Annotated in this window: 20 protein-coding genes; 8 read left to right on the top strand and 12 right to left on the bottom strand. The window is 28.9% G+C overall.

Annotated features, from left to right (window positions below):
• Positions 1-62 precede the first annotated feature (62 nt).
• The 7 genes from CJ192_RS06930 to CJ192_RS06900 all read right to left on the bottom strand — a co-directional run bounded on the left by CJ192_RS06930 (position 63) and on the right by CJ192_RS06900 (position 6523).
• A complete protein-coding gene (locus tag CJ192_RS06930; RefSeq protein WP_004816135.1) occupies positions 63-785 on the bottom strand; it encodes a hypothetical protein in 723 nt (240 codons plus the stop codon).
• Between the two features lie 70 nt (positions 786-855).
• Entirely contained in the window at positions 856-1770 is a 915-nt protein-coding gene (locus CJ192_RS06925) for a hypothetical protein (protein ID WP_244897298.1), read from the bottom strand.
• A gap of 200 nt (positions 1771-1970) precedes the next feature.
• The gene (locus CJ192_RS06920; protein ID WP_004816083.1) at positions 1971-2771 is read right to left on the bottom strand and encodes a metal ABC transporter permease; all 801 of its coding nucleotides are present in this window, start codon (positions 2769-2771) and stop codon (positions 1971-1973) included.
• The gene (locus CJ192_RS06915; protein ID WP_102198275.1) at positions 2765-3436 is read right to left on the bottom strand and encodes a metal ABC transporter ATP-binding protein; all 672 of its coding nucleotides are present in this window, start codon (positions 3434-3436) and stop codon (positions 2765-2767) included. Before CJ192_RS06915 ends, CJ192_RS06920 begins: the two co-directional genes overlap by 7 nt.
• Complete coding sequence (locus CJ192_RS06910) at positions 3414-4754, bottom strand: metal ABC transporter solute-binding protein, Zn/Mn family (protein ID WP_004816174.1); 1341 nt, start codon at positions 4752-4754, stop codon at positions 3414-3416. Before CJ192_RS06910 ends, CJ192_RS06915 begins: the two co-directional genes overlap by 23 nt.
• Positions 4755-4799: 45 nt before the next feature.
• The gene (locus CJ192_RS06905; RefSeq protein ID WP_004816123.1) at positions 4800-5504 is read right to left on the bottom strand and encodes a ZinT/AdcA family metal-binding protein; all 705 of its coding nucleotides are present in this window, start codon (positions 5502-5504) and stop codon (positions 4800-4802) included.
• 572 nt (positions 5505-6076) lie between these two features.
• Complete coding sequence (locus tag CJ192_RS06900) at positions 6077-6523, bottom strand: hypothetical protein (RefSeq protein WP_004816033.1); 447 nt, start codon at positions 6521-6523, stop codon at positions 6077-6079.
• 57 nt (positions 6524-6580) lie between these two features.
• Here CJ192_RS06900 and CJ192_RS06895 point away from each other — a divergent pair, with 57 nt between their 5' ends.
• Both CJ192_RS06895 and CJ192_RS06890 read left to right on the top strand, forming a co-directional pair.
• Positions 6581-7207 carry a hypothetical protein gene (locus CJ192_RS06895; protein ID WP_004816140.1) on the top strand — a complete coding sequence of 209 codons (627 nt, stop codon included), beginning with the start codon at positions 6581-6583 and terminating at the stop codon, positions 7205-7207.
• A complete protein-coding gene (locus tag CJ192_RS06890) occupies positions 7200-8198 on the top strand; it encodes a Gfo/Idh/MocA family protein (protein WP_102198274.1) in 999 nt (332 codons plus the stop codon). The genes CJ192_RS06895 and CJ192_RS06890 overlap by 8 nt, the downstream gene beginning before the upstream one ends.
• Before the next feature lie 76 nt (positions 8199-8274).
• On the opposite strand, the gene CJ192_RS06885 is transcribed toward CJ192_RS06890, so the two are convergent.
• Positions 8275-11034 carry a lectin like domain-containing protein gene (locus CJ192_RS06885; RefSeq protein WP_102198273.1) on the bottom strand — a complete coding sequence of 920 codons (2760 nt, stop codon included), beginning with the start codon at positions 11032-11034 and terminating at the stop codon, positions 8275-8277.
• Between the two features lie 286 nt (positions 11035-11320).
• Here CJ192_RS06885 and CJ192_RS06880 point away from each other — a divergent pair, with 286 nt between their 5' ends.
• The 3 genes from CJ192_RS06880 to CJ192_RS06870 are packed head-to-tail and all read left to right on the top strand — an operon-like array spanning position 11321 to position 16514.
• Positions 11321-14107 (top strand): lectin like domain-containing protein, encoded by a 2787-nt coding sequence (locus CJ192_RS06880; protein WP_180960895.1) that lies wholly within the window; start codon positions 11321-11323, stop codon positions 14105-14107.
• A 60-nt stretch (positions 14108-14167) separates the two neighbouring features.
• Positions 14168-15415, top strand: coding sequence for a CAMP factor family pore-forming toxin (locus tag CJ192_RS06875; protein ID WP_102198271.1), 1248 nt, complete (start codon positions 14168-14170; stop codon positions 15413-15415).
• A 10-nt stretch (positions 15416-15425) separates the two neighbouring features.
• Entirely contained in the window at positions 15426-16514 is a 1089-nt protein-coding gene (locus CJ192_RS06870; protein WP_102198270.1) for a CAMP factor family pore-forming toxin, read from the top strand.
• 186 nt (positions 16515-16700) lie between these two features.
• Here the strand turns inward: CJ192_RS06870 and CJ192_RS06865 are convergent, their stop codons facing one another.
• Both CJ192_RS06865 and CJ192_RS06860 read right to left on the bottom strand, forming a co-directional pair.
• Positions 16701-17144, bottom strand: coding sequence for a methylated-DNA--[protein]-cysteine S-methyltransferase (locus tag CJ192_RS06865; protein WP_102198269.1), 444 nt, complete (start codon positions 17142-17144; stop codon positions 16701-16703).
• Positions 17144-18148: a hypothetical protein gene (locus CJ192_RS06860; RefSeq protein ID WP_102198268.1), complete on the bottom strand. Its 1005-nt coding sequence runs from the start codon at positions 18146-18148 to the stop codon at positions 17144-17146. Before CJ192_RS06860 ends, CJ192_RS06865 begins: the two co-directional genes overlap by 1 nt.
• A 133-nt stretch (positions 18149-18281) precedes the next feature.
• On the opposite strand from CJ192_RS06860, the gene CJ192_RS06855 reads away from it, so the two are divergent.
• The 3 genes from CJ192_RS06855 to CJ192_RS06845 are packed head-to-tail and all read left to right on the top strand — an operon-like array spanning position 18282 to position 20688.
• On the top strand, positions 18282-19475 hold the full coding sequence (locus CJ192_RS06855; protein WP_102198267.1) for a M20 metallopeptidase family protein: 1194 nt from the start codon (positions 18282-18284) through the stop codon (positions 19473-19475).
• Positions 19472-20239, top strand: a complete 768-nt coding sequence (locus CJ192_RS06850) for a DUF3100 domain-containing protein (protein ID WP_102198266.1) — start codon at positions 19472-19474, stop codon at positions 20237-20239. The genes CJ192_RS06855 and CJ192_RS06850 overlap by 4 nt, the downstream gene beginning before the upstream one ends.
• Before the next feature lie 2 nt (positions 20240-20241).
• Positions 20242-20688, top strand: a complete 447-nt coding sequence (locus CJ192_RS06845; protein WP_004816074.1) for a hypothetical protein — start codon at positions 20242-20244, stop codon at positions 20686-20688.
• A gap of 26 nt (positions 20689-20714) precedes the next feature.
• Here CJ192_RS06845 and CJ192_RS06840 read toward each other — a convergent pair whose 3' ends face one another.
• On the bottom strand, positions 20715-21434 hold the full coding sequence (locus CJ192_RS06840; protein ID WP_102198265.1) for a hypothetical protein: 720 nt from the start codon (positions 21432-21434) through the stop codon (positions 20715-20717).
• A gap of 12 nt (positions 21435-21446) precedes the next feature.
• A complete protein-coding gene (locus tag CJ192_RS06835) occupies positions 21447-22118 on the bottom strand; it encodes a hypothetical protein (protein ID WP_244897297.1) in 672 nt (223 codons plus the stop codon).
• Positions 22119-22188 lie beyond the last annotated feature (70 nt).

Genomic DNA, 22188 nt, shown 5'->3' with positions numbered 1-22188 from the left:
TATAAAACTTATAGTAAAAGTGTCTTAAAATGAAAAATTATTTTAAGACACTTTTTTTTAAATTATTCAATTCCTTCAATAAATACAGCATTAGTCTTATTATTTACTAGCAAATAATAAGTATTTTCTCCTTCAAAATTTATATAAATCAATGCTAAGTTTTGTTTTACCTCATCTTTAATTTCATCCACATTTTTTCCTGGAAGGTAGAGAGTGTAGAGGTCTTGGAAAATATCTTGACTATCATCAATAGCAAGGCCTCCTTTTAGGTCCTTATATTCTATATTGTGCTTATAAGAACCATCAGAAACAATTTCACTTTTTCCTGTCTCAGAAGTAATGCTTGGATTTATAAGTCTTAAAGTATATGTTTTATCATCCATTTTATTTTCAACAATAAAACTTCCTTGCATTTGGCAAATGCTTTGGTAATCTGTAAATTCACCACTTGTATCAGTTTGAGTAAAGGTGTATTTTGAATTGAAAAATCCATTTTTCCCAAATTGTAAACTTTGATAAAATCTGTCGTGAACATGTTTATATACAAATCTTTTTCCATTTAAAATATCAAAGATAGGATCAATTTCTTCCTTTTTTTCTTGAGAATTTTTCTCAGGAAGGTTTGATTCTTCCTTGTCTGAATCTTCTTTTGAAATATTATTGTCAGATTTTTTATTCTCTTTTGAAAGTATTTCACTAGAATTACTTTCTATAATTCTTTTATTGTCCTTGCAAGATACAAGAATTGGCAAAAAAAGTGCTAGGATAAGAAATTTTTTAACCATAATTTTTCCTTACTTATTATCGTCTTTCTTATTATTTTCTTCTTTTTCATTGTTTGACTGATTACTTAGGTCAGTTTTTTTTATTTTTATCATTATCGATTAATTCATAACCATCGTATTTTATTTGGTTTAGAGCCTTTTCCTCGCTATCAACTAGGTAAGGTCTGTTTGTAGAATAAATAATTCCACCATTATTTTTTTGGATATTTTCAAAAGTAAATACAGCGTATTTTGCCTTATCTTCTTTTTTGGTAATTACTTTTTTGTCAGTATCATCATCCCAATCATAATCTTTAACTTCTTGGAATTTAATTTCATAAACCATGGCTATAGCAAAAGATTTTTGATTATCAAATTTGCTTTTTTCAATAATTTCTTTTTCAGTTAGAGGTTTTTCTAGGGTAGCAAGTTGGTTAAATTCATAATTCATCTTATCGCCTGTATAATACTTTTCATCATCAGAGCCCTTGTTTTGATCATAAAAGTCTTTTCCAAGTTTCTCTTTAGCATCCTTATTCATCCTGTCAAGGGTATCATCGTCCAAATCATCCAAAGAATTTATAATTTTTTCAAGTCCCTTAACCTTAATTTTTTTGACAACTTTTTTATTTGTAATATCAATATCAAGATCAGAAGTATTTTTGAAATTAATAGTAATTTCAATCTCATCACCATTAGAAAGATTTTCTAATTTGTTGGCCTTAAGGTCTATATCAATACTATCTAGGATATTTTCTGTTGAATAATCATCATTAAAAGATTCTACATCCAAATTTTCAACTTCTTCTTTAGAAAGTTTTGCCTTACCATAACCATCAAAACCACTAATTTCAACCTTAATATCAGCTTTTGAAGTATCAATTTTTCCATCAGACTTTTTTAAAATACTTTTTCCACCCTTTTGACCAAAAGCAAAAAAAGCGATTGCTCCAAGAATGCACAGTCCCAAAACAGCAAATAAAATTTTTGTAAGTGTTTTTTTCATATTATTTCCTTTCATAAACAAATTTTCTTCATAATTTATTATAATTTTATCAAAACACTACTTATTAATCAATACTATATATTTTAATCTATAATTAAAGATATTAATTTATCAAATTTATGAAAGCAAAACTAAGCTGTGTGAATTTTTTAAATTTAAAATGGGCCTTACAAAATATTATATTTTGTAAAGCCCAACTTTTATACTTTATTTTTTCTTAACTTTTTATATAAAACAAAGAATAACATTCCTATTATTGCATTTACAACAATTGCTCCACCCGGCTTTATATCGAATTGATAGCTTAGAATAATACCAAGCATCATATAGACTACGCCGAGTGTAATTGTTATAAAAAATGTTTGTTTATAACTCTTAGCAATAATTAAGGCTGTTGCTACTGGTAAAACTATTAAGCTTGTAACCATTAAGGCTCCAATTATTTTTACAGACAAGGCTATAGTTATGGCTGCAAGGAGAGTAAAGGATGCGTCTAAGCTTTTTACTTTTACTCCAGCAAGCCTAGCTGTATTTGGATCTATTGCTATAGCTAAAAGAGATGAGTATCTTGAAATTGATAATATTAAAACCAAAATAAAGGCAATACTTGTGTTTACTATATCTCTATCTGTAACTGATGAAATTGATCCGAAAAGGTAAGATTCAAAAGAATTTCCCCCGGGAGCAAAATCTGAAAGAATAGCTGCAATTCCAAGACCTGTACTCATAATAACAGCTGTTGCCATATCACCATATTGGGGAAGTTTTTTTCTTATAAGTTCTATCAAAAAAGCAGCGACAACACAAACGATTGAAGATCCCAAAAGTGGATCAAAACCTAATATTAGGCCCATCCCAACTCCAGCAAGAGCTGTATGAGATAGGGCATCACCTATCATGGAAGTTTTTCTATTTACCATTACAATTCCTATTATAGGTATCATAATAGAAAGTAAAAATCCCAAAATAAGTGCCTTTCTCATAAAAGCAAATTCTAGCATTTTTTCAAACTCCCTTCTATCATTTCATATTTTGTAAACTCAATACTCAAAGATTCCATTTCTTTTAATTCATGAGTAACCATAATTATAGTTACATTAAATTTCTTTGAAAGAAAATCTATTGTTTCAAAAAAATGGTCCTTAGAATACTTGTCAACTCCCGCTGTTGGTTCATCAAGAATCAAAATTTTTGGATCATTTATCATAGCTTTTGAAATCATTGCTCTTTGAGCAAGACCTCCCGACAATTCATTTACAGGAGTGTTGATATAAGATCCCATGCCCATTTTTTTTAATATATCTTTTGCTTTTTGGTAATGATTTTTCTTGGGAATTTTAATAAAACCAAATTCTTCGTAAAGATTTAATGAAACTAGCTCAAGGCAAGTTATAGGAAAGGCAATTTTATTTACTATATTTATTTGTGGAACATAACCAATGTCTTTGAAAGAAACATAATCTTCAATATTTTTTCCAAGAATTTTAATTTCTCCACTATTCTTTTTTAACTCTCCTAGCATAAGCTTTATTAAAGTCGACTTACCTGACCCATTTCCGCCAAGAATAACTGTAAACTCACCAACATCAACATTTAAATTACAATCTTTTAAAACTGGAGTTTGTGAATAAGAAAAATTCAAATTATTTATTGATACTGCTTTCATTATTTTCCTCCTTGCTCATAGATTTGTATAGATTTTCAAGATTCATTTCCATAAGATCAATATAATTAAGTTTGTTTTTTTCCTGCTCTTTATTCACATATTCCATAGATGCAAGAGGGGATACTTTTCCACCGATTTCTTCGGCTAAGGCTTTAGCTTGCTTTGGATTTTGTCCATATTCATAGAAAACTGTGGAAATATTTTTACTTTCAGAAAAGTCTATGGCTTTTTTTATAGTTTTAAGGCTAGGATTTTCTAAACTGGTCAATCCTTGTAATGGATATTGAAACAAATCAAAATCTCTTGCAATATAAGCATAGGCATAATGAATTACTAAGAAATTTCTATTATTTTTATCGATTTTTGAAAATTTTTCCTTATATTTTGCATCAATATCAGTAAGTTTATCAACATACTTTAATTTATTTTTCCTATAAACTCTTTCATTTTTCGGATATTTCTCGGTTAATTTTTCATTGATAGCATTTAAATATTTTTTTGCATTGGTAATGGATAACCATGAGTGGGGATCATAAGTTATTTTATCAAATCCAGAAGATGAACCCTCCATCAAAGGCTCTTCCTTTTTTTCATCTTTTAAAAATTTACCATCGCTTCCAACCAAATTATATGGAAGAAGATCTTCACTTATCCTGTCGCTTATAAAAATATAGTCTCCATCTTTTGGAACATTAAAGAAAACCTCTCCAGACTCATGTCCCATTTCAAGTCCATAAACCTTTCCTTCTTCAAGGTCGAAAGTTTCTTTTTGATGAATCAACTCTCCTTTTTGGCTCATTATATCTTTACATTTTTTCACCAAATTTTCTCCACGACTACCATCATCTTTTATAAAGGCAACCCTCATCATATCTTCATGAGTGTGGCCAAAATCAAATTTATTTTTTCCCTTTTTTAAATTTACCTTGGACATGTATTGAAAATCACCGATAGCTGCTGCTCCCTTATAAGTAATAAGGTCAACAGAGTCAGATAATTTTAAAATATCAAGATTTGGTAAATTTTCCTTAACCTTATCAAGCCAAGGTTCCATATTGGCACCATTTACAACCAAAAGATCGCACTTTGCTAATTTTTTCATATCTTTAGGACTTGGCTCCCAAAGGTGAGGTTGTTTATCAAGGGGCATAAAAGATTCAACATCTATTGTGTCATCACCAATCATTTTTGTCATTTCGTTAACAGGATAAAAAGAAGTATAAACCAAAGGTTTATCAGAAGAGTGCTCATTCTTATTTGCACAAGAGCTAAATAGAAAAAGTAAGAAAACAAAAAAACTTATATATCTTTTTTTCATTCTTCCTCCTTAGAAAGAGGGTTGAAAAATTTCAACCCATATAATCTATTCAGTAATTTCATCAATTATTTGTGCATCAGTTGTGTTTGGTTTTACAAAAGTAGGGAACCATCCTTCTTCTTTTAATAATTTATCCTTGTCATCGCCATATCTCATGTGGAAATGTGTTAGACTTTCTTCTCCGTGAATTGGCATCATAAGAATATATTTATAAGGTGCATCATCATTTACAGCTTCAAAAATATCCCATTCTAATTTATGGCCGCCGTGTTCTACTTCTTGTTTTTCAACATATTTATATTCGCTTTCGCTTATAACTTCACCTTTTTTATCTGGGAAATCTTTTAAGAATTTGATTTTGTTATCTTTTATTTCAAGACCACCAAAATCACATTTTCTTTTCTTTAAATAATTTTCCTTAGCTTCTTTTTCATCAACTTTTTCTTTTTCAGCTAAAGTTTTAAAAGCATTTTGAACTTCATCTTTTTCAAGATATCCGCCCATATCATTCCATTCACCTTCCCAATCAGCAAGGCTTACTTCACTAGATTTTTCTTTATTATCATCTGAAGTAGCATTGCTTTTATCATCTGAAGAAGCATTGCTCTTATTAGAAGCATCGTCTTTTTTCATTTCTTGAGAAACATTTGTACTAGAAGGTTCATTATTATTTTGATCTTTCCCACAAGCTGTCATAACAAGGCCCAAAGATAAAAGGGCAACTAAACTAAGTGATTTTTTATTTTTCATTTTATTCTCCTTATCATTTAATTTATAAATTTGTATTTTTAGTTAATTAACTATCGACAACTAAATATTAACAATAAAAATAACAAATGTCAAGAATGATTTGCATTATCGTCTAAAGTTTTTGAAAATGTTATCCTTCAAGAAGATACTTAAAAAAATATATTTTAAAACATAGGTTAAAAATAAGTAAATTAAAATAGGTGGTAAAATATTTGTTTCATAAGATAAGGATGCAAAGTTTTAAAGATAAATTATAAACTTTTCCTTAGAAAAATTTGAAAAAATATGGTATTTAATAAGATTTAAGATATAAAAATTTAGAGTTTGTAGAAATTTTTAAAAAATATCTTATTTAATAGAATATTTTAAAATTTAATGGGATTTTGAAAATAAAGACAAAAACTTCTTAAAACATTGATTTTTTTAAAAAAGTTTTTGTCTTGAAAGGTGAAAAATATTTTGCATAGTTGAATTTATTTTAAAATTTAAGCTGAATTTTAAAACAAGGCTAATTGTAGTTTTAAATATTAGATTTTAGAGTTTTGTTTGGAAAATATTGAAAAGTTAGTGTATTAGCAGGATTTATTGTCATTTTCAAATATAATTTTTTTGAAAGTATCTAGAGATTCATAATTTTTGAAGTAAATGTCATAAAAATTTCCATAAGCCCAAATTCTACACTTTGGATATTTTGAATTTTCTATAGTTTTTATATTTTTTATGTCTTTAAACTTTATAAACTTTGGAAGATTAGGAATTTTTTCAAAAATAATAATAGAATTTTTTGTAACTCCTTGACTTTTTAAGGATAAGAAAAATCCGAAGCTCATCAAGAAAATTATGGAAAAATCTAGAAAAGTAAAGGAGTATTTGTAAATTATCAAAAATAAAATCAAAAAAAGTCCAAGGCAAATAAAATAATATATTGGTAAAAACATGGTCTTAATACTTATCCTTTTTTGTATGGATTTGATAAAGATAATCCATACTACTAAACATATTAATAAAAAATATTTCATAATTCCTCCTAATATTTATTTACCCAATACTTGGGTAGAAATTTATTGGGAGGATATATGTTTTTTAAAGACACATTCAAAAGATTTTTTGATGAAAAATTAATATTTATTATTCTTACAATTTCTTACATGGCATATCTATTAGTGAAATTACTGATAGAGGTAGAGGGATTAATATTTTTATTTTATTTTTCAATTTCACTTTTGACTTCTCTTATTTTTAGAGAGGCTTGTCTTACGGATGAAATTTATTTTGAAGACAAGAAAAAGCTTAATAAAAACAATATTCTATCATATATTTTAAGTAAAAATTTATTTGCAATTTTTCTTGTGAGTATGCTAGTTATTCTAGTTTTTTTACTTAGCTTTTTATTAAAATATAAAATTGTAAATATTAAAGATTTTTTTGATATTTTGATTTTAATTCTTGCTACATTGGCAAGTGAGAATATAATTTTGTTATTTTATAATAAGCCTATATTTACAGAACATCCAAAGTCAATGATTGGAGATAAATATATAGGCAAAGGCTATATTAAATCATTTCTTCCATCTTTTTTTATTGATTTATTAATAACTTTAGTCTTTGAAAGACTTTCTTTGATATATTTATTTATTTTTTGTTATTTTATTTCTATAATTATTTTTTATATTAGGGTAAAAAATAGGGGGTTATATGATTAATTTTGCAACAATAGGATCAAATTTTATAGTTGAAAATATTTTAAAAACTGTAGTAAAAATGGATGGATACAATTATTATGGGGTCTATTCTAGGTCTATTGAAAAGGCAGATCATTTGAAAGAAAAATTTGGGGCGGGAAAATCATTTGATAATCTTTGTAAAATGCTTGAAGATCCAAAAATTGACCTTGTTTATATAGCAAGTCCAAATTCTTTGCATTATAAGCAGGCAAAAATGTGTCTTTTGGCAAATAAAAATGTGGTTTGTGAAAAACCATTTTTTACAAATACAAAAGAGCTTGATGATTTAATAAAAATTTCTGATGATAAAAAATTATTTTTGTTTGAGGCGATTTCCATAAAATATTTGCCAAGCCTTGAAATATTGAAAAATCTTTTGGGCCAAATTGGGAAAATTTCCACTTGTATGATTAATTATTCTCAATATTCATCAAGATTTGATAAGTACAAGGAGGGAATTGTTGAAAATATTTTTAAAAGCGAATTTTCAGCAGGAGCCTTGGCAGATCTTGGAATTTATAATCTACATTTGATTTATGAGCTTTTTGGAATGGGAGAAGAATTTTCATATTTTGGAAATATAAATGATTATGGTGTTGATATTTCTGGATCTGGAATTATTTCTTATGGAGATTTTTCTGTATCATTTACTAACGCCAAGGATAGTAAAAGTGAAAATTATATTATAGTTCAAGGTGAAGAAGGCTATATAAAAGTTTATGGCAATATCCAAGAAGCAGAAAAAATAGAACTTTATAAAGATGGCAAGAGTGAATTTATTGATATAAAAAAAGAAAGAGATTTGTATTTTTATGAATTTGCTTATTTTAGGGAAATTTTTGAAAATAAAGATTTTGAGTCTTCAAAGAAAAAATTGATTGATTCTAGAAATGTCCTAGAAATGTTTGAAAAACTAAAAATATCTGGAAATATTAGGGATTCATATAATTATATTGAGCCTAATATGTAAAACATAGTAGTCAAAAGACTCTTGCAAATTTTAAATTTTTGCAAGAGTCTTTTAAATTAATATTTTTTTATAAGTTTTATTCTATTTCAAGGATATCATAATATTTTACTAGATATCCATCAATATAACTTACTAATTCTATTTGATATAAATTATCTTCTAGGGAATTTAAATCTACTGGTAGTTTTATAAGGCCATCGTTGTCAGTTTTCAAAACTTTATTGTAGATGGTTTTATTATCTAGATTTTGAATGTTACAAGATACTGTGTTGTTTTTACAAATTCTACCCCTATAATTTATAAGATTATAGGAAAATATTACTTCGTTTTCTTTATCCGAAATTTCTTCATCAAGTTTTATTATCCTGTTTTCATTTTCTTTCTTTTCTTCTATATTTAGTATTGAAGCTTTTTCTTCTTCATCATTTATTGTTAAAATTTTTGTTTTTCCAGGTTTTAATGCTATTATATTTTGGCCAATAACTTTTGCTAAATTTTCATCTTCTACTTTGAATATAGAATTTGAATTATTGTTTCTTAAAACTTTTATTCTATCTCCAACTTTTATGTTGAAAATTTTATCTTTCTCATCTTCTTTATCCGGATTTGGTTCAGGTTTAGGCTCTGGCTTAGGGCTTGGTTCAGGTTTAGGTTTGGGCTCAGGATCAGGCTCAGGGATTGGCTCGGGTTCAGGCGCAGGGAGTGGTTCAGGTTCAGGTTTAGGATTTGGTTTTTCTGGATCTTCATTTTCTTTATCATAAGAAGGATTTTCGCTTACTTTAAAGTAAGATCCATTTTTAACCATATAAGAAGATATATATCCCATTAAATCAATTGTATATATACCTTCTTCTCCTATTTGGTCTGTATAAATATAAACTGGAACATACCCATTTGAATCCGTCTGTTTATTTAATTTAAACTCCTTTCCGTTAGGAGTTTTAACTTTTATTCCTAGATTTTGTCCCGTCAATAATCTATTATTATAGTCGAAAGCTCTTATCTTAAATACAACTAAATCATTTAATTTGTTATCAAATTTATCTGTATTAATTTCAAATCTTGCTTTTTTATTTTCTGAGATATTTATGTTGGCAGTATCTGACTTAGAATCTACCTCTGCCCTTATCTCAACATTTCCTTGTTTTCTTGCATATACTTTTCCATTTTTATCAACATAGGCTATTTTTTCATCTGATGATTTCCATTTTACATTTTCAGGACCATCAAATTTCAACTCTAGAGTTTGACCTTGAAGTAGGTCTTTTTTATCTTCTTTTATTTTGTAAGAATATTTTTCTTCATCTTTTTTATCATCTATTGGACTATTGTCATTTATTAATATTGATGAAGCTTTCCTAGATGTAAAAGCTTTAACACAAGCGTTTGTCCCAAATCTAATTGAATTTAAATCAGACCAGTTGTAACCGTTACTTGATACATAAGATTGTCCATATCCCGCTTTTGCCCTTGATGAATATCCCCATATAGGTTCTTCAACACCAAGAGGAGTAGATGTATAAGGAGATGATAGTTCAACTACAAGAGAAAATTTATTGTTTGCATTTATTTTTTGTGAACTAAAATCGATAGTATGGTAGCCAGCAAAATTAACTTTTCCAGATTTTAATTTTTTCATATTGGAAAATGACCCAGTATTTATGAAATTATCAACTAAATATATATCATAGTTAGTTTCACCGGCTGGTGTAAAAAATCCAACTGAATTTACATATTGATCATAATTTGCAGGACCAAAAACATTAGCCATAAATCCACTTCCACCATAACCAAACGATGAAGTCATTCCTAACCAGTCATATTGATAAATATTGGTATTTCTACCCTTATTTTTAGCAAAATATATAGCGTTTGAGCTAGCTACATTATAATCGTGATATGATATCCAATAATATCCATTTATTCCTAGATACTCACCCCAAGAGTTTTTGATAAGCCAAGCACCATCTGTAGGAGGCGTTTGATTGAAATTATATCTAGAATAATTATCATCCCATCCAACTATAGTTACAGCGTGATTATCATATCTAGGAACATTAGAATAATGAGCCCAAGTTCTTTTGTTTACAAAATAATCATTTGCATTCATTCCAGTTTGAACTGCTCCATATTTCATTAAAGTTTCCTTTATAAGATTCATATTAGAATCAAATGATGTTTTATCAGGAAGATACCACACGGCTTTTAAATCCATTGATCTTATAAGATTAGGATTTGAATAAAATTCAAAAGGAGCATAAGGATCATCACTTTCATTAATAGGCCCAGACCATCTTGCAAGATAAGCAGTTGATACAGCTCTATTTCCACCTTGAGTTGGGTCCCAATCATACCCGTGAGTATTTCTCATGTGTTTTTCAGAAAAATCATGATATTTTGGCATTAAAGTTGACTCTAGAGAACCATAGGAAGCAAAAGCCCAACAAGAACCATTTGGACCTTGATTTCTAATCGGGGTAAGTTTTCTATAATCTCTTAAATCATAACTTGAAGGAAAATTTTGTGCCATTTGTCTATTTTTTTTATTTTCTTTTTCATTTCCATAAAAAATTTTATAAGGTTCTGGTCTAAATCCATTGTAAGATTTTTCACTATTTTTCCCTGATTTCTGTTTATTTACACTTTTTTCAAAATCATAAAAATCGGGATTTATCTCTTGAAATTCAATTTGCTTTTCTTCTTTATTAGCTTCTTTTGAATTGACATTAACATCTTTATCAAAACTTACATTCTCTTTAAGATCAGTTTGAGCATTTGAGATTGGAGAAGTTAAGATAAATAAAATTAAGGTTAAAACCGATATTTTTTTCTTCATATCCTTATCCTTTCATTAATTTAAAATTAAGAAAACAATTTTCATATTTTAAATCATAAATTTTATATTTTTATTTTAACACAGATGTTAATATTTTATTATTCATTTACAAAGTTAAATTAATATTGATAAAATTTTACATATTTTTATATATATTGAGATAAAAAAACAAATATATTGTATATTTTCTTATTTTCTTACAGAGAAATTTATGGTATTCTTTAAATAAGAAAACTTATTTTTTTTATAGAAATATTTAATATAAAATAAAATGAAAGGAAATCTTATGATGAAGAAAACGTTAAGCTTAATTTTATCAATGATTTTACTTCTTCCAAGTACAAGTTTTGCTGATAATAATAAAGCTGATAATAATGAGATAGGTATAAGCGGAAAATTAATTAATGATGCTTTAAAAGAAAAAAACAGTTTAGATCTTTCTCCGATAAATAAAGATTATAAGTCTGGACAAAAGGCATCGCCTCTTCAAATAAATGAAAGTGAGGATAGGACTTCTGAAAGAGCTGCAATTCCTAGAAAATTTGACTTACGTAAGTTAAACAGGGTTTCTCCTGTAAGACGTCAAGGAAGTAATGGTTCTTGTTGGGCCTTTGCGGCTTATGGTTCTATGGAATCTTTTTTAAAACCTTATGGAAATTATGATTTTTCTGAAAAACATTTAAGAAATAAGCATGGATTTGACTGGGGAAATGAAGATGGTGGAAATAGGGATATAGCTACTGCATATTTTGCTAGGGGAGATGGTCCTATAAATGAGGAAGATGACCCTTATGAAGATAATAATTTTAACTCTCCTGATGGACTTGAAAGAAGCCTTGATATTGAAAAAGTTTTATATATCAGAGATAAAATGAACGGAACTGATACAAGGGATATAAAAAAAGCTATTATGGAATATGGAGGAGTTTATACAGTTATAAATTCTTCTAAATATTATGAATCTACAAAATATAAATCCTATTACAATCCCGGAAGTGGAAAAGCAGATCACGCTGTAACTATTGTTGGTTGGGATGATGATTTTTCAAAAAATGCTTTCACAAAAACTGCTCCAGGAAATGGAGCTTGGATTTGTAAAAATTCTTGGGGCAGCGGATATATGGATAATGGATATTATTATGTATCTTACTATGATAATTATGCTGGAACTGGAAATGCTGTATTTATACCAAAAAAGAAAGATAATTCTGCTTTTATTTACCAATATGATCCACTAGGAGCTACAAGAAGTGTTGGTTATGCTGGCAAGGGTTATATGGCAAATATTTTTACTGCTAAAAGGGATGAGACTTTAAAGGAAGTTGGCCTTTATAATGTAAGTGCAGAGACTAAGTATAAAATTTATTTGGTAGAAGACATAAATAAAACTTCACAACTTGATACTGATAAAAAAGAAATAGCTTCTGGAGTTTTAAATGAACCTGGTTATTATACAGTAGATGTTAATCGTATAAATCTCAAAAAAGGTAAAAATTTTGCATTGGTGGCTTATATGGATTCTTCAGATCAAGGTTACAGGTATCCAATGCCTGTTGAAGCAAGAATAAAAGATTTTTCTTCAAAGGCATCAAGTGAAAATAATCAATCTTTTGTTTCATCAGATGGAAAATCTTGGTCTGATTTAAATAAGGCCTTGCCAAATGCTAATGCTTGCATAAAAGCTATAACTACAACAATAGATAAAAAAGATTTTAATTTTTCTGGTGGCAATAATACAAACCCAACAGATGATAAAGATAAAAAAGATGATCAAAAACCAAATGATAATTCATCTATAAAAATTAAAGAAATATCATTTGCAGAAGGAAATTTAGGCTATATTGATGTATCTAAAAAAGGTCAGCTTACAACTTTAATAAAACCTGAAAACTCAAGTGAAAAAGTAAGCTTTAAATCATCAAAACCAAATATATGTGTAGTTGATAAGGAAAAAGGAATTTTATATCCAAGAGAATATGGAAATGTAAATATAGTAGCAAAAAGTGAATCCGGAAAAGTTTCAAAAGTATTTAATCTTCAAGTAGTTCCAGTTGGATTAAGAGTCCAAGGAAGAGCGGAGGTTACTGTAATTGGTGAAAATGATTATATTCCTCCAGAAAATGAAAAAAATGACACAGATAAAAAGGATACGGACAAAAATGAAGAAAAACCATCTGATGGAAATAGACCTGGAGAAGATACAATAAAGACTGATCCAAAAATTCCAAGAGATATAAATGTGAGTTTGGATAAAATAACCTTACATGAAGAAGATGTACTTAATTTGGAAGAAGAAGTTTCTCTCTATCCAAAAGAAGCAGAAAAAAAATTAACTTATATTTCTGATAATCCATCAATTGCCGATGTAGATGAAAATGGAAATTTATGTGCTTTATCAAAAGGTTCTACAAAAATTACTATAGTAACTCACAATAATTTAAAAACAAGTGTAAGTGTAGAAGTATTAGAAAAAACTGATCCGACAGGTCTTAACATTATTGAGATGAAAAATACAGATAGAAAAGCTGGTATATTTTCTATACAAATGAAAGCAGAATATAATTCTAAGCCTTATAACGGTGGAGCAACCTTAAAACTTGTAAGTGACGATCGTGTTATAGAAAGAAAAATATATTTTAATAATGGAAAGGCAGAATCAAAATACACAGGATTTGATTTTGGAGTTTGGAGAAACAAATACAATGCAGAGCTTAAGGTGAAAGATCAAGTTTCAACTTGTGAATTTGATTTTTCAAAGATTGAAGAAGATGTTCAAACAGATAAAGAAAGATCAGTTTCAAAAGTTGAACTAACAAATTTTGAAACTTCTGAAAGAAAAGCTGGGGTATTTAATATAAATATGCAAGCTGAAGATGAATCTGGCCCTTATACAGGTCCTGCTAAATTAGTTATAAGCTCAGGAGATAGAACCTTAGAAAAAGATATAGAGTTTAAAGAAGGTAATAGTAAAGAAACTTTTACAGGATTTGATTTTGGAGTTTGGAGAAATGACTACAATTGTCAAATCAAATTTGGAGATGACAGTTTTGAAACTGAATTCTCTTTTGAATAGGTTAACAATTTAATTTTATATAAATGAAGTTGTTAAAATAAAAAAATTAAGGAGGTATTTATGAAAAAAAAGATTCTTATCTTGTCTTTATCACTTATGATGATTTCATTTAATTCTTTTACATCAAAAGCTGATATAATAAATGATCAAGAAAGTGATTCAAATGAACTAGAATTTTCAGAATCTAATGAAGAAGATAGAAATTCTTCTGATCTAGAAATATCATCAGATGAAAATTCAGATAAGTCAACTGATGAACTTGAAATCAATGATGAAAATAAAATTGAAGATAAGTCAGGCGAGGTAAGCAAGCTAGAAATTTCTGGTCTAAGAGAAGATCTTACAAGGGCTCAAAAAGCTGTACAAGATATCACACCTTACAATGATGATGAAAAGGAGATGTTGGATAAATATAACCAAGCTGTTGTAGAGTTAAATGATCAAATTGATAAAATCGAACAAAATCAATCAAGACCAGAAGGTGCAGTCGGAGGTAGTCAAATTCTAGATGTTCAAACAATTCCTACAAGAATTCAACTTTTAATAAGAATTGGAAGAGCAATAAGATTTGGAACAACAGAGCTATCAAATAAGGTTGTAGCTGCCCATACTAAACTTGCAGAATATGTTACAACAGGAATTTTATATACTTTAAATCCATTCGCAAGCTCATCTCAAATTATGGACTATATCAACCAATGGGATGCTTTAGAACAAGAATTGTTACAATATCCAGACTTACAACCTCAAGATATAGCTACAATTTATAAAAAAGCTTCAGTTTCAAGACAACTTGCAGATGCTAGAAGAGTAATGAATGAAAATAGAAGATTTAAAGGTTTTTCAATAAAATATTTGGAAGAACCAATAAGACAAACTTCAGCTATGCTTTGGAGAATAACTGTAACTTGTGGTGAACTTGATGAGCAAGTTGAAAAATTGAATAAAGCAGTAGAAAAAATTACAGGACCAAAAGTTAGGGCTTCAAATATAGAATTTATGGAAGGCGACAAGGGATATATCCAAATTGATAAAAAAACAAAAATCAGACCAGTAATTAGACCTGAAGAAGTTAAGAATAAAGATTATATCCTATATTCATCAAATTCATATATAGCAAGAGTAAGTGGAGATGAAATAATTCCATTAAAAACAGGAAATGTAAATATTATAGCTGTTTCAAAAGATAGCGGAGTCAAAAAAGCTTTTAATCTACAAATCGTAGGACCGGGTGAAGTTTTAGAAAACTTACCACAATTAGATTCAAGTGGCGATAATAATATAGATTTGAGTGAGTTTTATAAATAAGGAGAAAAAAATGAAAAAAATTTTAACTGCGGCAATAGCATCAGTAATGATTTTTACTACAGTTGCTCCTTCAATAGCTTATGCTAAGGAAGGTCTAGAAGTATCTGAAAATTATCAAAATGAAGAAAAAGTAGATCAAAATTTAGAAGTAAATTCAAATGAAAATTCTAATGAAGAAGTAGAAAATACTAATCAAGGCGAAGAAAATACAGAAGAAAATCAAAAATCAGAAGCTCCAAAACTTGAAATTTCTGATGCTCAAGAATTTAAAAAGCAACTTTCAGGAATGAGAGATGATGTTTTAAATATTCAAACAAACAAAGAAATACAAGAAGAAATGAAAGCTGACTACAATGAGAAATCTTTAGAAATTGAAGAAAATATAGACAAAATGTCAGTAGGAGCAATTGGATTTGCAAATATTTATGATCTTGATTCTATACCAGACAGAATTATGCTTTTGGGAAGACTAGGAGTTGCCATTAGATTTGCAACAACTGAATTAAGATACAAAGTTGATGCAGCTCATACTGAAATAGCTGAGTATGTATTTAGAGGTTTAGTAATAGCATCAAGTCCTTTCCACACAAGAGAAGATATGAAAGTTTATATGGAAGAATTTGAAGCACTAAAACAAAAATTATTATCATATCCAGATATAACTTTAGAAGATACAGCAAATCTTTATGTAAGATCAGATCTTGATGTAAAACTAAACAAAGCAAGATTCATGAAATTTAATGATTTGAAAAACAAATCAACAGATGTAATCAAAGAATTAGATAGAGAAATTGCAAGAATTACAAATATAAGATTAAAACCACAAACAACTGTAAAAGAAATATATCAAGCAAGCGATGAACTTGATCAAGCTGTTGCAAAGGCAATAAACTCTAAAGAATTCAAAGCTCCAAATTATATAATAAAAGAGGCAAAAGAATGGAGAGCAAAAGCCAAAAAAGCAGTAAGAGATGGAGATAAGAGAAGAGAAGTTGCAAAAGCAATAGAAGAAACAAACGATGAGTTATTAAAAACAAGACCATCTCAACCAAAACTAGAAGGTTTAATAGAAAAATATAAATCATTACTAGATTTTTAAAAATCTATAAATAAGGGTCTGTAAATAATTTTGTGTATCAACCCAATAATTATCAAAGTATGGGTTGATACATTTTTTTATTTATTGATAGAATATAAATCTTAATAAATTTGATATATATTTTAAAATTCAATTAAAAAGAGCAAGAATTACTTTCTTGCTCAAAAAATAAAAATCTTGCAAAAATTAACTTTTGCAAGATTTTTCCATTTTTAATAAATTTTTCTTCAAATCAAGTCCATAGAAAAATCCTCCCAGATTATTTTTCCCGAGGACCCTGTGGCAGGGGATCCTGAATAAAATTGGATTTTTGCCACAAGCTGTGCCTATAGCTTGGTAGGCTTTTGAATTTAATTTCTCACCAATTTCCTTGTAGGTTAAAGTTTTCCCGTAGGGGATTTTTTCTATTTCCTTCCATACTTTTTTCTGAAAATTTGTGCCTTGAGGCTCAATTTCAAAGGAAAATTTTTCTAATTTTCCATCAAGAAATTTGGAGATTTCTTTAAAGGCTAGGTCGGATAGGGGAGATTTTGCCCCTATTTTTTCTTTTTCTACAATTTTTATGGACTTTATTTTTCTATCATAGCCTATTTCAAAGATTAAATTTTCTTTTTTGTAATAAGCCTTCATTATTCAACTTTTTCTCTAAAAGTATCTATAGTTTTGTTATTTACAAGCAAATAAATCCTGCTTATGTCTTTTTCTACGTTTTTTTCTCCTGTTATATCAAGCCAGTGATTTACTTCAGCGCTCATATCGGATCTTTTTCTTAGTGGAAGATAGAGGGAGAACATTCCTTGGAAGGAGTGGTCAGTGTCATTATTTACTGCAAATCCATAAGGAAGGTCGACATACCTTACTGTCATATCTTTTCCTCCAATATTTTTAACCTCTTGGGTATTTATAGGAGTAGTTATTTCAGCCCTATCAAGCCTTAAAATATAGGCGGTTTCATTTACCTTTGAATCTATAGATAATTTTCCATTAAATTCACAAATAGCTACAGAATCCAAGTCATAATCTTCAAATTTGGCTGTAAAATTACCATCTTGTGAAAAATTCAAAACTGTTTGCCAGCCACCAGCTCCTGATGAGAAGACGAATTTTTTTCCGTTCAAATCCCTTAACACTTCAGGATAATTTCCGGAATTATTTGATGTGTCAGGATTTTTAAATGATACATAGGATTTATTTTGAGTATTTTGGTTTTGGCTATTATTTTCTTCTTCTTTATTTTCTCTAGGGCTATTATTATTTACTCCCTTGTTATTGTTGGTATCATTGTTTCTTTTGGTATTTGTATTATTGTTTCTAGTAGGTTCAGAGTCTTTTTTATTTTTATTATTGTTTTTTACAAGTTTTTTGTCAGAATCCTTCTCTTTTTTATCTTTTTTGGTTTTTTTATCTTTTTTATTGTCTTCTTCTAATTTTATTTTTTTCTTATTTTTATCTTTTTTGGATTTTTTTTCATCAGGCTTATCTTCTTCTAAGCCTTCTATTTCTCTTTTTTGATTTTTTGCTTCTAATTCAGCTTTATTTTTGGCAATCTCACCTTGGTTAACCTTTACCATTGATCCACCACAAGATGAAAGCAGTAGACTCATGGCAAAAATAAGTGTTAATTTCTTTTTCATAAGCTCTCCTTTTTTTCATATTCTTATCCTTATTTTATCTATATTATAAATAAAAAACAAGGAAAATAATATTTTTGCTTTTAAACTTATAATATTATAAAATATTAATATAATACTTTAAGGTGGTGATAAAATGAATTGTTTAAAAAGAGCTAAAGAAATTGAAGATGTAATTATTAATGACAGAAGACAATTACATAAAATTCCAGAATTACAATTATCTCTTCCAAAAACAGTAGCTTATGTAGAAAATGAATTAAAAAAATTAGATATTTCCTACAAAAAACTTGTTAATGGAAATGCCATAGTTGCAGAAATTGGTGATTACAAGGGAAAATGTATAGCTATAAGAGCTGACATGGACGCCCTTCCTATTAAGGAAGAAACTTCTCTTTCTTTTTGTTCAACTCATGAAGGAAAGATGCATGCTTGCGGCCACGATGGTCATACGGCAATGGCTCTTGGAGCTTGTAGAATTTTAAAAGAAAATGAAAAAAATCTTGATGGTTTAGTAAAAATATTTTTCCAACCAGGAGAAGAAATTCCAGGTGGGGCAAAACCTATGATTGATGAGGGCTGTATGGAAAATCCAAAAGTTGATAGGGTTATTGGCCTTCACGAAGGTGGAATTTTTGGTCATCTTCCAACAGGCACTGTTGGTTACAAAGAAGATGCCATGATGGCTTCTATGGATGCTTTTATCTTAAAAGTTAAGGGTCACGGAGGACATGGGGCAAGACCTGAAAATTTTATTGACCCAATTATTACAATAAGTGAAATTAACCTTGCCTTACAAAAAATAATTTCTAGAGAACTTGATCCAACAAAATCTGCCTTAATTTCTATTTGCCAAATTCATGGAGGAACTTGTCAAAATATTATTCCAGATGAGGTTTGGGAAGAAGGAACTGTTAGGACTCTTGATGAAGATGTGAGAGATTTTGTTGAAAAAAGAATGAAGGAAATTTCTGAAAGTATTGCCAAGGCCTTTAGGTGTGAAGCTGAGCTTGATTATAAAAGATATTATCCAGCAGTTATTAACGACAAAGAATTTACAGCCTATGTAAAAAATATAGCCCAAGAAATTTTGGGAGATGATAAGGTAATAGAAATTTCAAAACCTACCATGGGTGGAGAAGATTTTGCCTTTTTTGAAAAAGAAGCAAGGGGCACATTCTTATCTTTGAATAATTTAAAGGCTAATAAGGATGGAAAAGTTTATCCCCACCACAATTCAAAATTTGACGTAGATGAGAGTGCATTTTATATTGGATCAGGCCTTATGGCAGAAGTAGCTTATAGATATTTGAAAGAAGGTTCAAAATGAAAAAATATAAACTTCATATTATAGCTTTGGGAGTAGTTTTAGTTTCAGAGCTTATTGGAAAACATACTTTTGATATTGGGATAGGAACTATAGTTTTGCTTCCGATGTTATTTGCCTTAATAATTGGAATTTTTACAACACCAAAATTTTTAAAAATTTCAGGTGAAAAAGAAATGAAGGAAGCAGGTAGGTTAATTTCTGTAACTTTAATGCTTTTGATGGCAAAATACGGGACAACTATTGGACCAACAATTGATACAGTTATAAAATCATCACCAGCCTTAATTTTACAAGAATTTGGAAATTTAGGAACAGTTTTTATTGGAATTCCTTTGGGAATTTTCTTAGGACTTAAAAGAGAAGTTATTGGTGGTGCTCACTCAATTTCTAGAGAGCCAAACGTAGCCTTGATTGCAGAAAAATATGGACTTGATAGCCCAGAAGGCGAAGGAGTTTTGGGAGTTTATATAGTTGGAACAGTTTTTGGAACAATTTTTATGGGAATAATTGCATCTCTTCTTGCAACATCAACTCCACTTCATCCACTTTCTCTTGCTATGGCATCAGGAGTTGGATCAGCATCAATGATGACAGCCTCAGTTGGATCTTTGGTAGAATTATATCCAAATATGGCAAATGAAATAACAGCTTTTGGAGCTGCAAGTAACCTTTTGTCAGGACTTGATGGGGTTTACATGTCAGTATTTTTAGCAATACCCCTTGCAGAAAAAATTTATAGCAAGATGATGAAAAAAAGGAGTTAGCTATGAAATTTAAAGAAAAAATTTATGTACTAGCAATAACAGCTGCGATTTCTGTAATAGCAAACTGGATAGGACCTGGCATAAGCCCACTAAAAGGAATACCTGGAGTTTTAATTTTAGCCTTAATTTCAATTGCAGGAATAGGGATTTCTGAAATAATGCCTGGAAAAATTCCAGCAGTAGCCTATATTGTAACTCTTGCAACTATAGTTACAATTCCAGCCTTTCCATTTTCTGAATTTATTTCCTACCACACAGGAAATGTAGATTTTACTACACTTTGTACACCAATTCTTGCCTATGCAGGAATTTATACTGGGGAAAATCTAGATAATTTGAAAAAAACTGGACCAAAAATTATTATTTTGGCAATATTTGTAATCCTTGGAACCTATCTTGGATCTGCAATTATAGCTCAAATTATTTTAAAAATGCTAGGAAGAATATAAGAAAAAACTGCCCTTAGGGCAGTTTTTTAATTTATATTTTCAGCAAAACCAGCCTTGGTGGAGTCGTTTGCTAGAATAAAAATTCTTGATTGGTAATCGTCTATATAGGCGTGGTCGGTTACATTGTAGGCCCAAGCATATACATTTTCATCTATTTGAGATTTTAATCTTTTTGGTAAGTAGAGGGTGAAGGAATTGGAATACTCATCCGGATTTTCCAAAGTTTCAAAACCATAGGGAACTTTTTTTCCTATATTTAATTTTCCATTTACATAAGATTCGCCAATTTGTGAAGTGGTTTTTACATTTGAAAGTTTTAATTTATAAGAAGTATCATCAATTCTTTCCACAAGGTCAAATTTTCCCACGCATTCTGCCCCTTGAACTTGGTCTATATCAGAATCTGAAAAACTTGCCTCAAAATTTCCCTTCCCATCTGTAAAGGTTAAATTTGTCATCCAAGCACCAGATCCTGAATAAAATGAAAAACTTTTACCAGAAAGCTCTTTTAAAATATCGCCTTCCCATCTCTTATTGTCTTCACTTTTTTCTTGACTATTTTCTTGAGATTTTCCTTGAAGATCATTTTTATCACAAACCATTTCTGTATTGTTAAAAAGAAAATCCATGTAATGATTTTTATCTCCCCTAATTTCTTTAATATCAACAAGCTTACTTGCATGTGTTAGGGATGGGATAAATATTATAAATCCTAAAATTAATCCTAGTTTTTTTGTAAATTTCATAAAAATTCCCCCTTATTTTTTATATTGGGACATTACAAAAGATTCTCCTTCTGCAACTTCTTTTGTTAGAAGAAAAATACTAATCTTATCTTGCCCATAATTGTTACCAGCCATTTTCATCCCAGTAATTATATTCTCATTAAGGCTTGCTGTTTTTGTATCAGGCAGGTGGAGGATATAATTTTCATTTTGTTCACTAAAAACAAGGGTTTTAATATTTGTTATTTGGAAATTATTTCCGTCAATGTTTTTATTGGTTTTATCTCCAATTTTCACATCATAATCAAGTCTTACAAGTTTTATTTTGTAGCTTGTATCATCAATTTTTTCTACTATATCAAATTTTCCATTATAAAAAGATTGACCTATTTCATAACCGTTTCCAGTTTTTAAGGCCCCATCAAAATATCCATCCTTATAAAAATAAATAGATTCAATTGCAGATCCGCCAGAATTATAAAATTTTACACCTTGGATTTGTTTGTAAATTTCTTGATATGGATCCTTTACTTTTTTTGCGGCTTCTTTTGTATTTGATTTTTCGTTAGAATTTAAGTTGTTATCCTTATTTTCTAAAGAAGCCTTGTTATAAATTTCCACACTATCATCTGATCTTTTCGAACTTTTCCCACATCCTGTCAAAAAAATTAACAGGGAAAGACCAATAAAAATTTTTTTAATCATATTATCTCCTTTTAATTTCTTATATAAATCATATACCATTTTCAAAATAAAGGGAAAGTATTAAAAAACC

The organism is Anaerococcus hydrogenalis, assembly GCF_002871895.1.
GTDB classification, from domain to species: domain Bacteria; phylum Bacillota; class Clostridia; order Tissierellales; family Peptoniphilaceae; genus Anaerococcus; species Anaerococcus hydrogenalis.
Note: the sequence above shows the minus strand (reverse complement) of the source record. Positions and strands in the feature narration are given on the sequence as shown.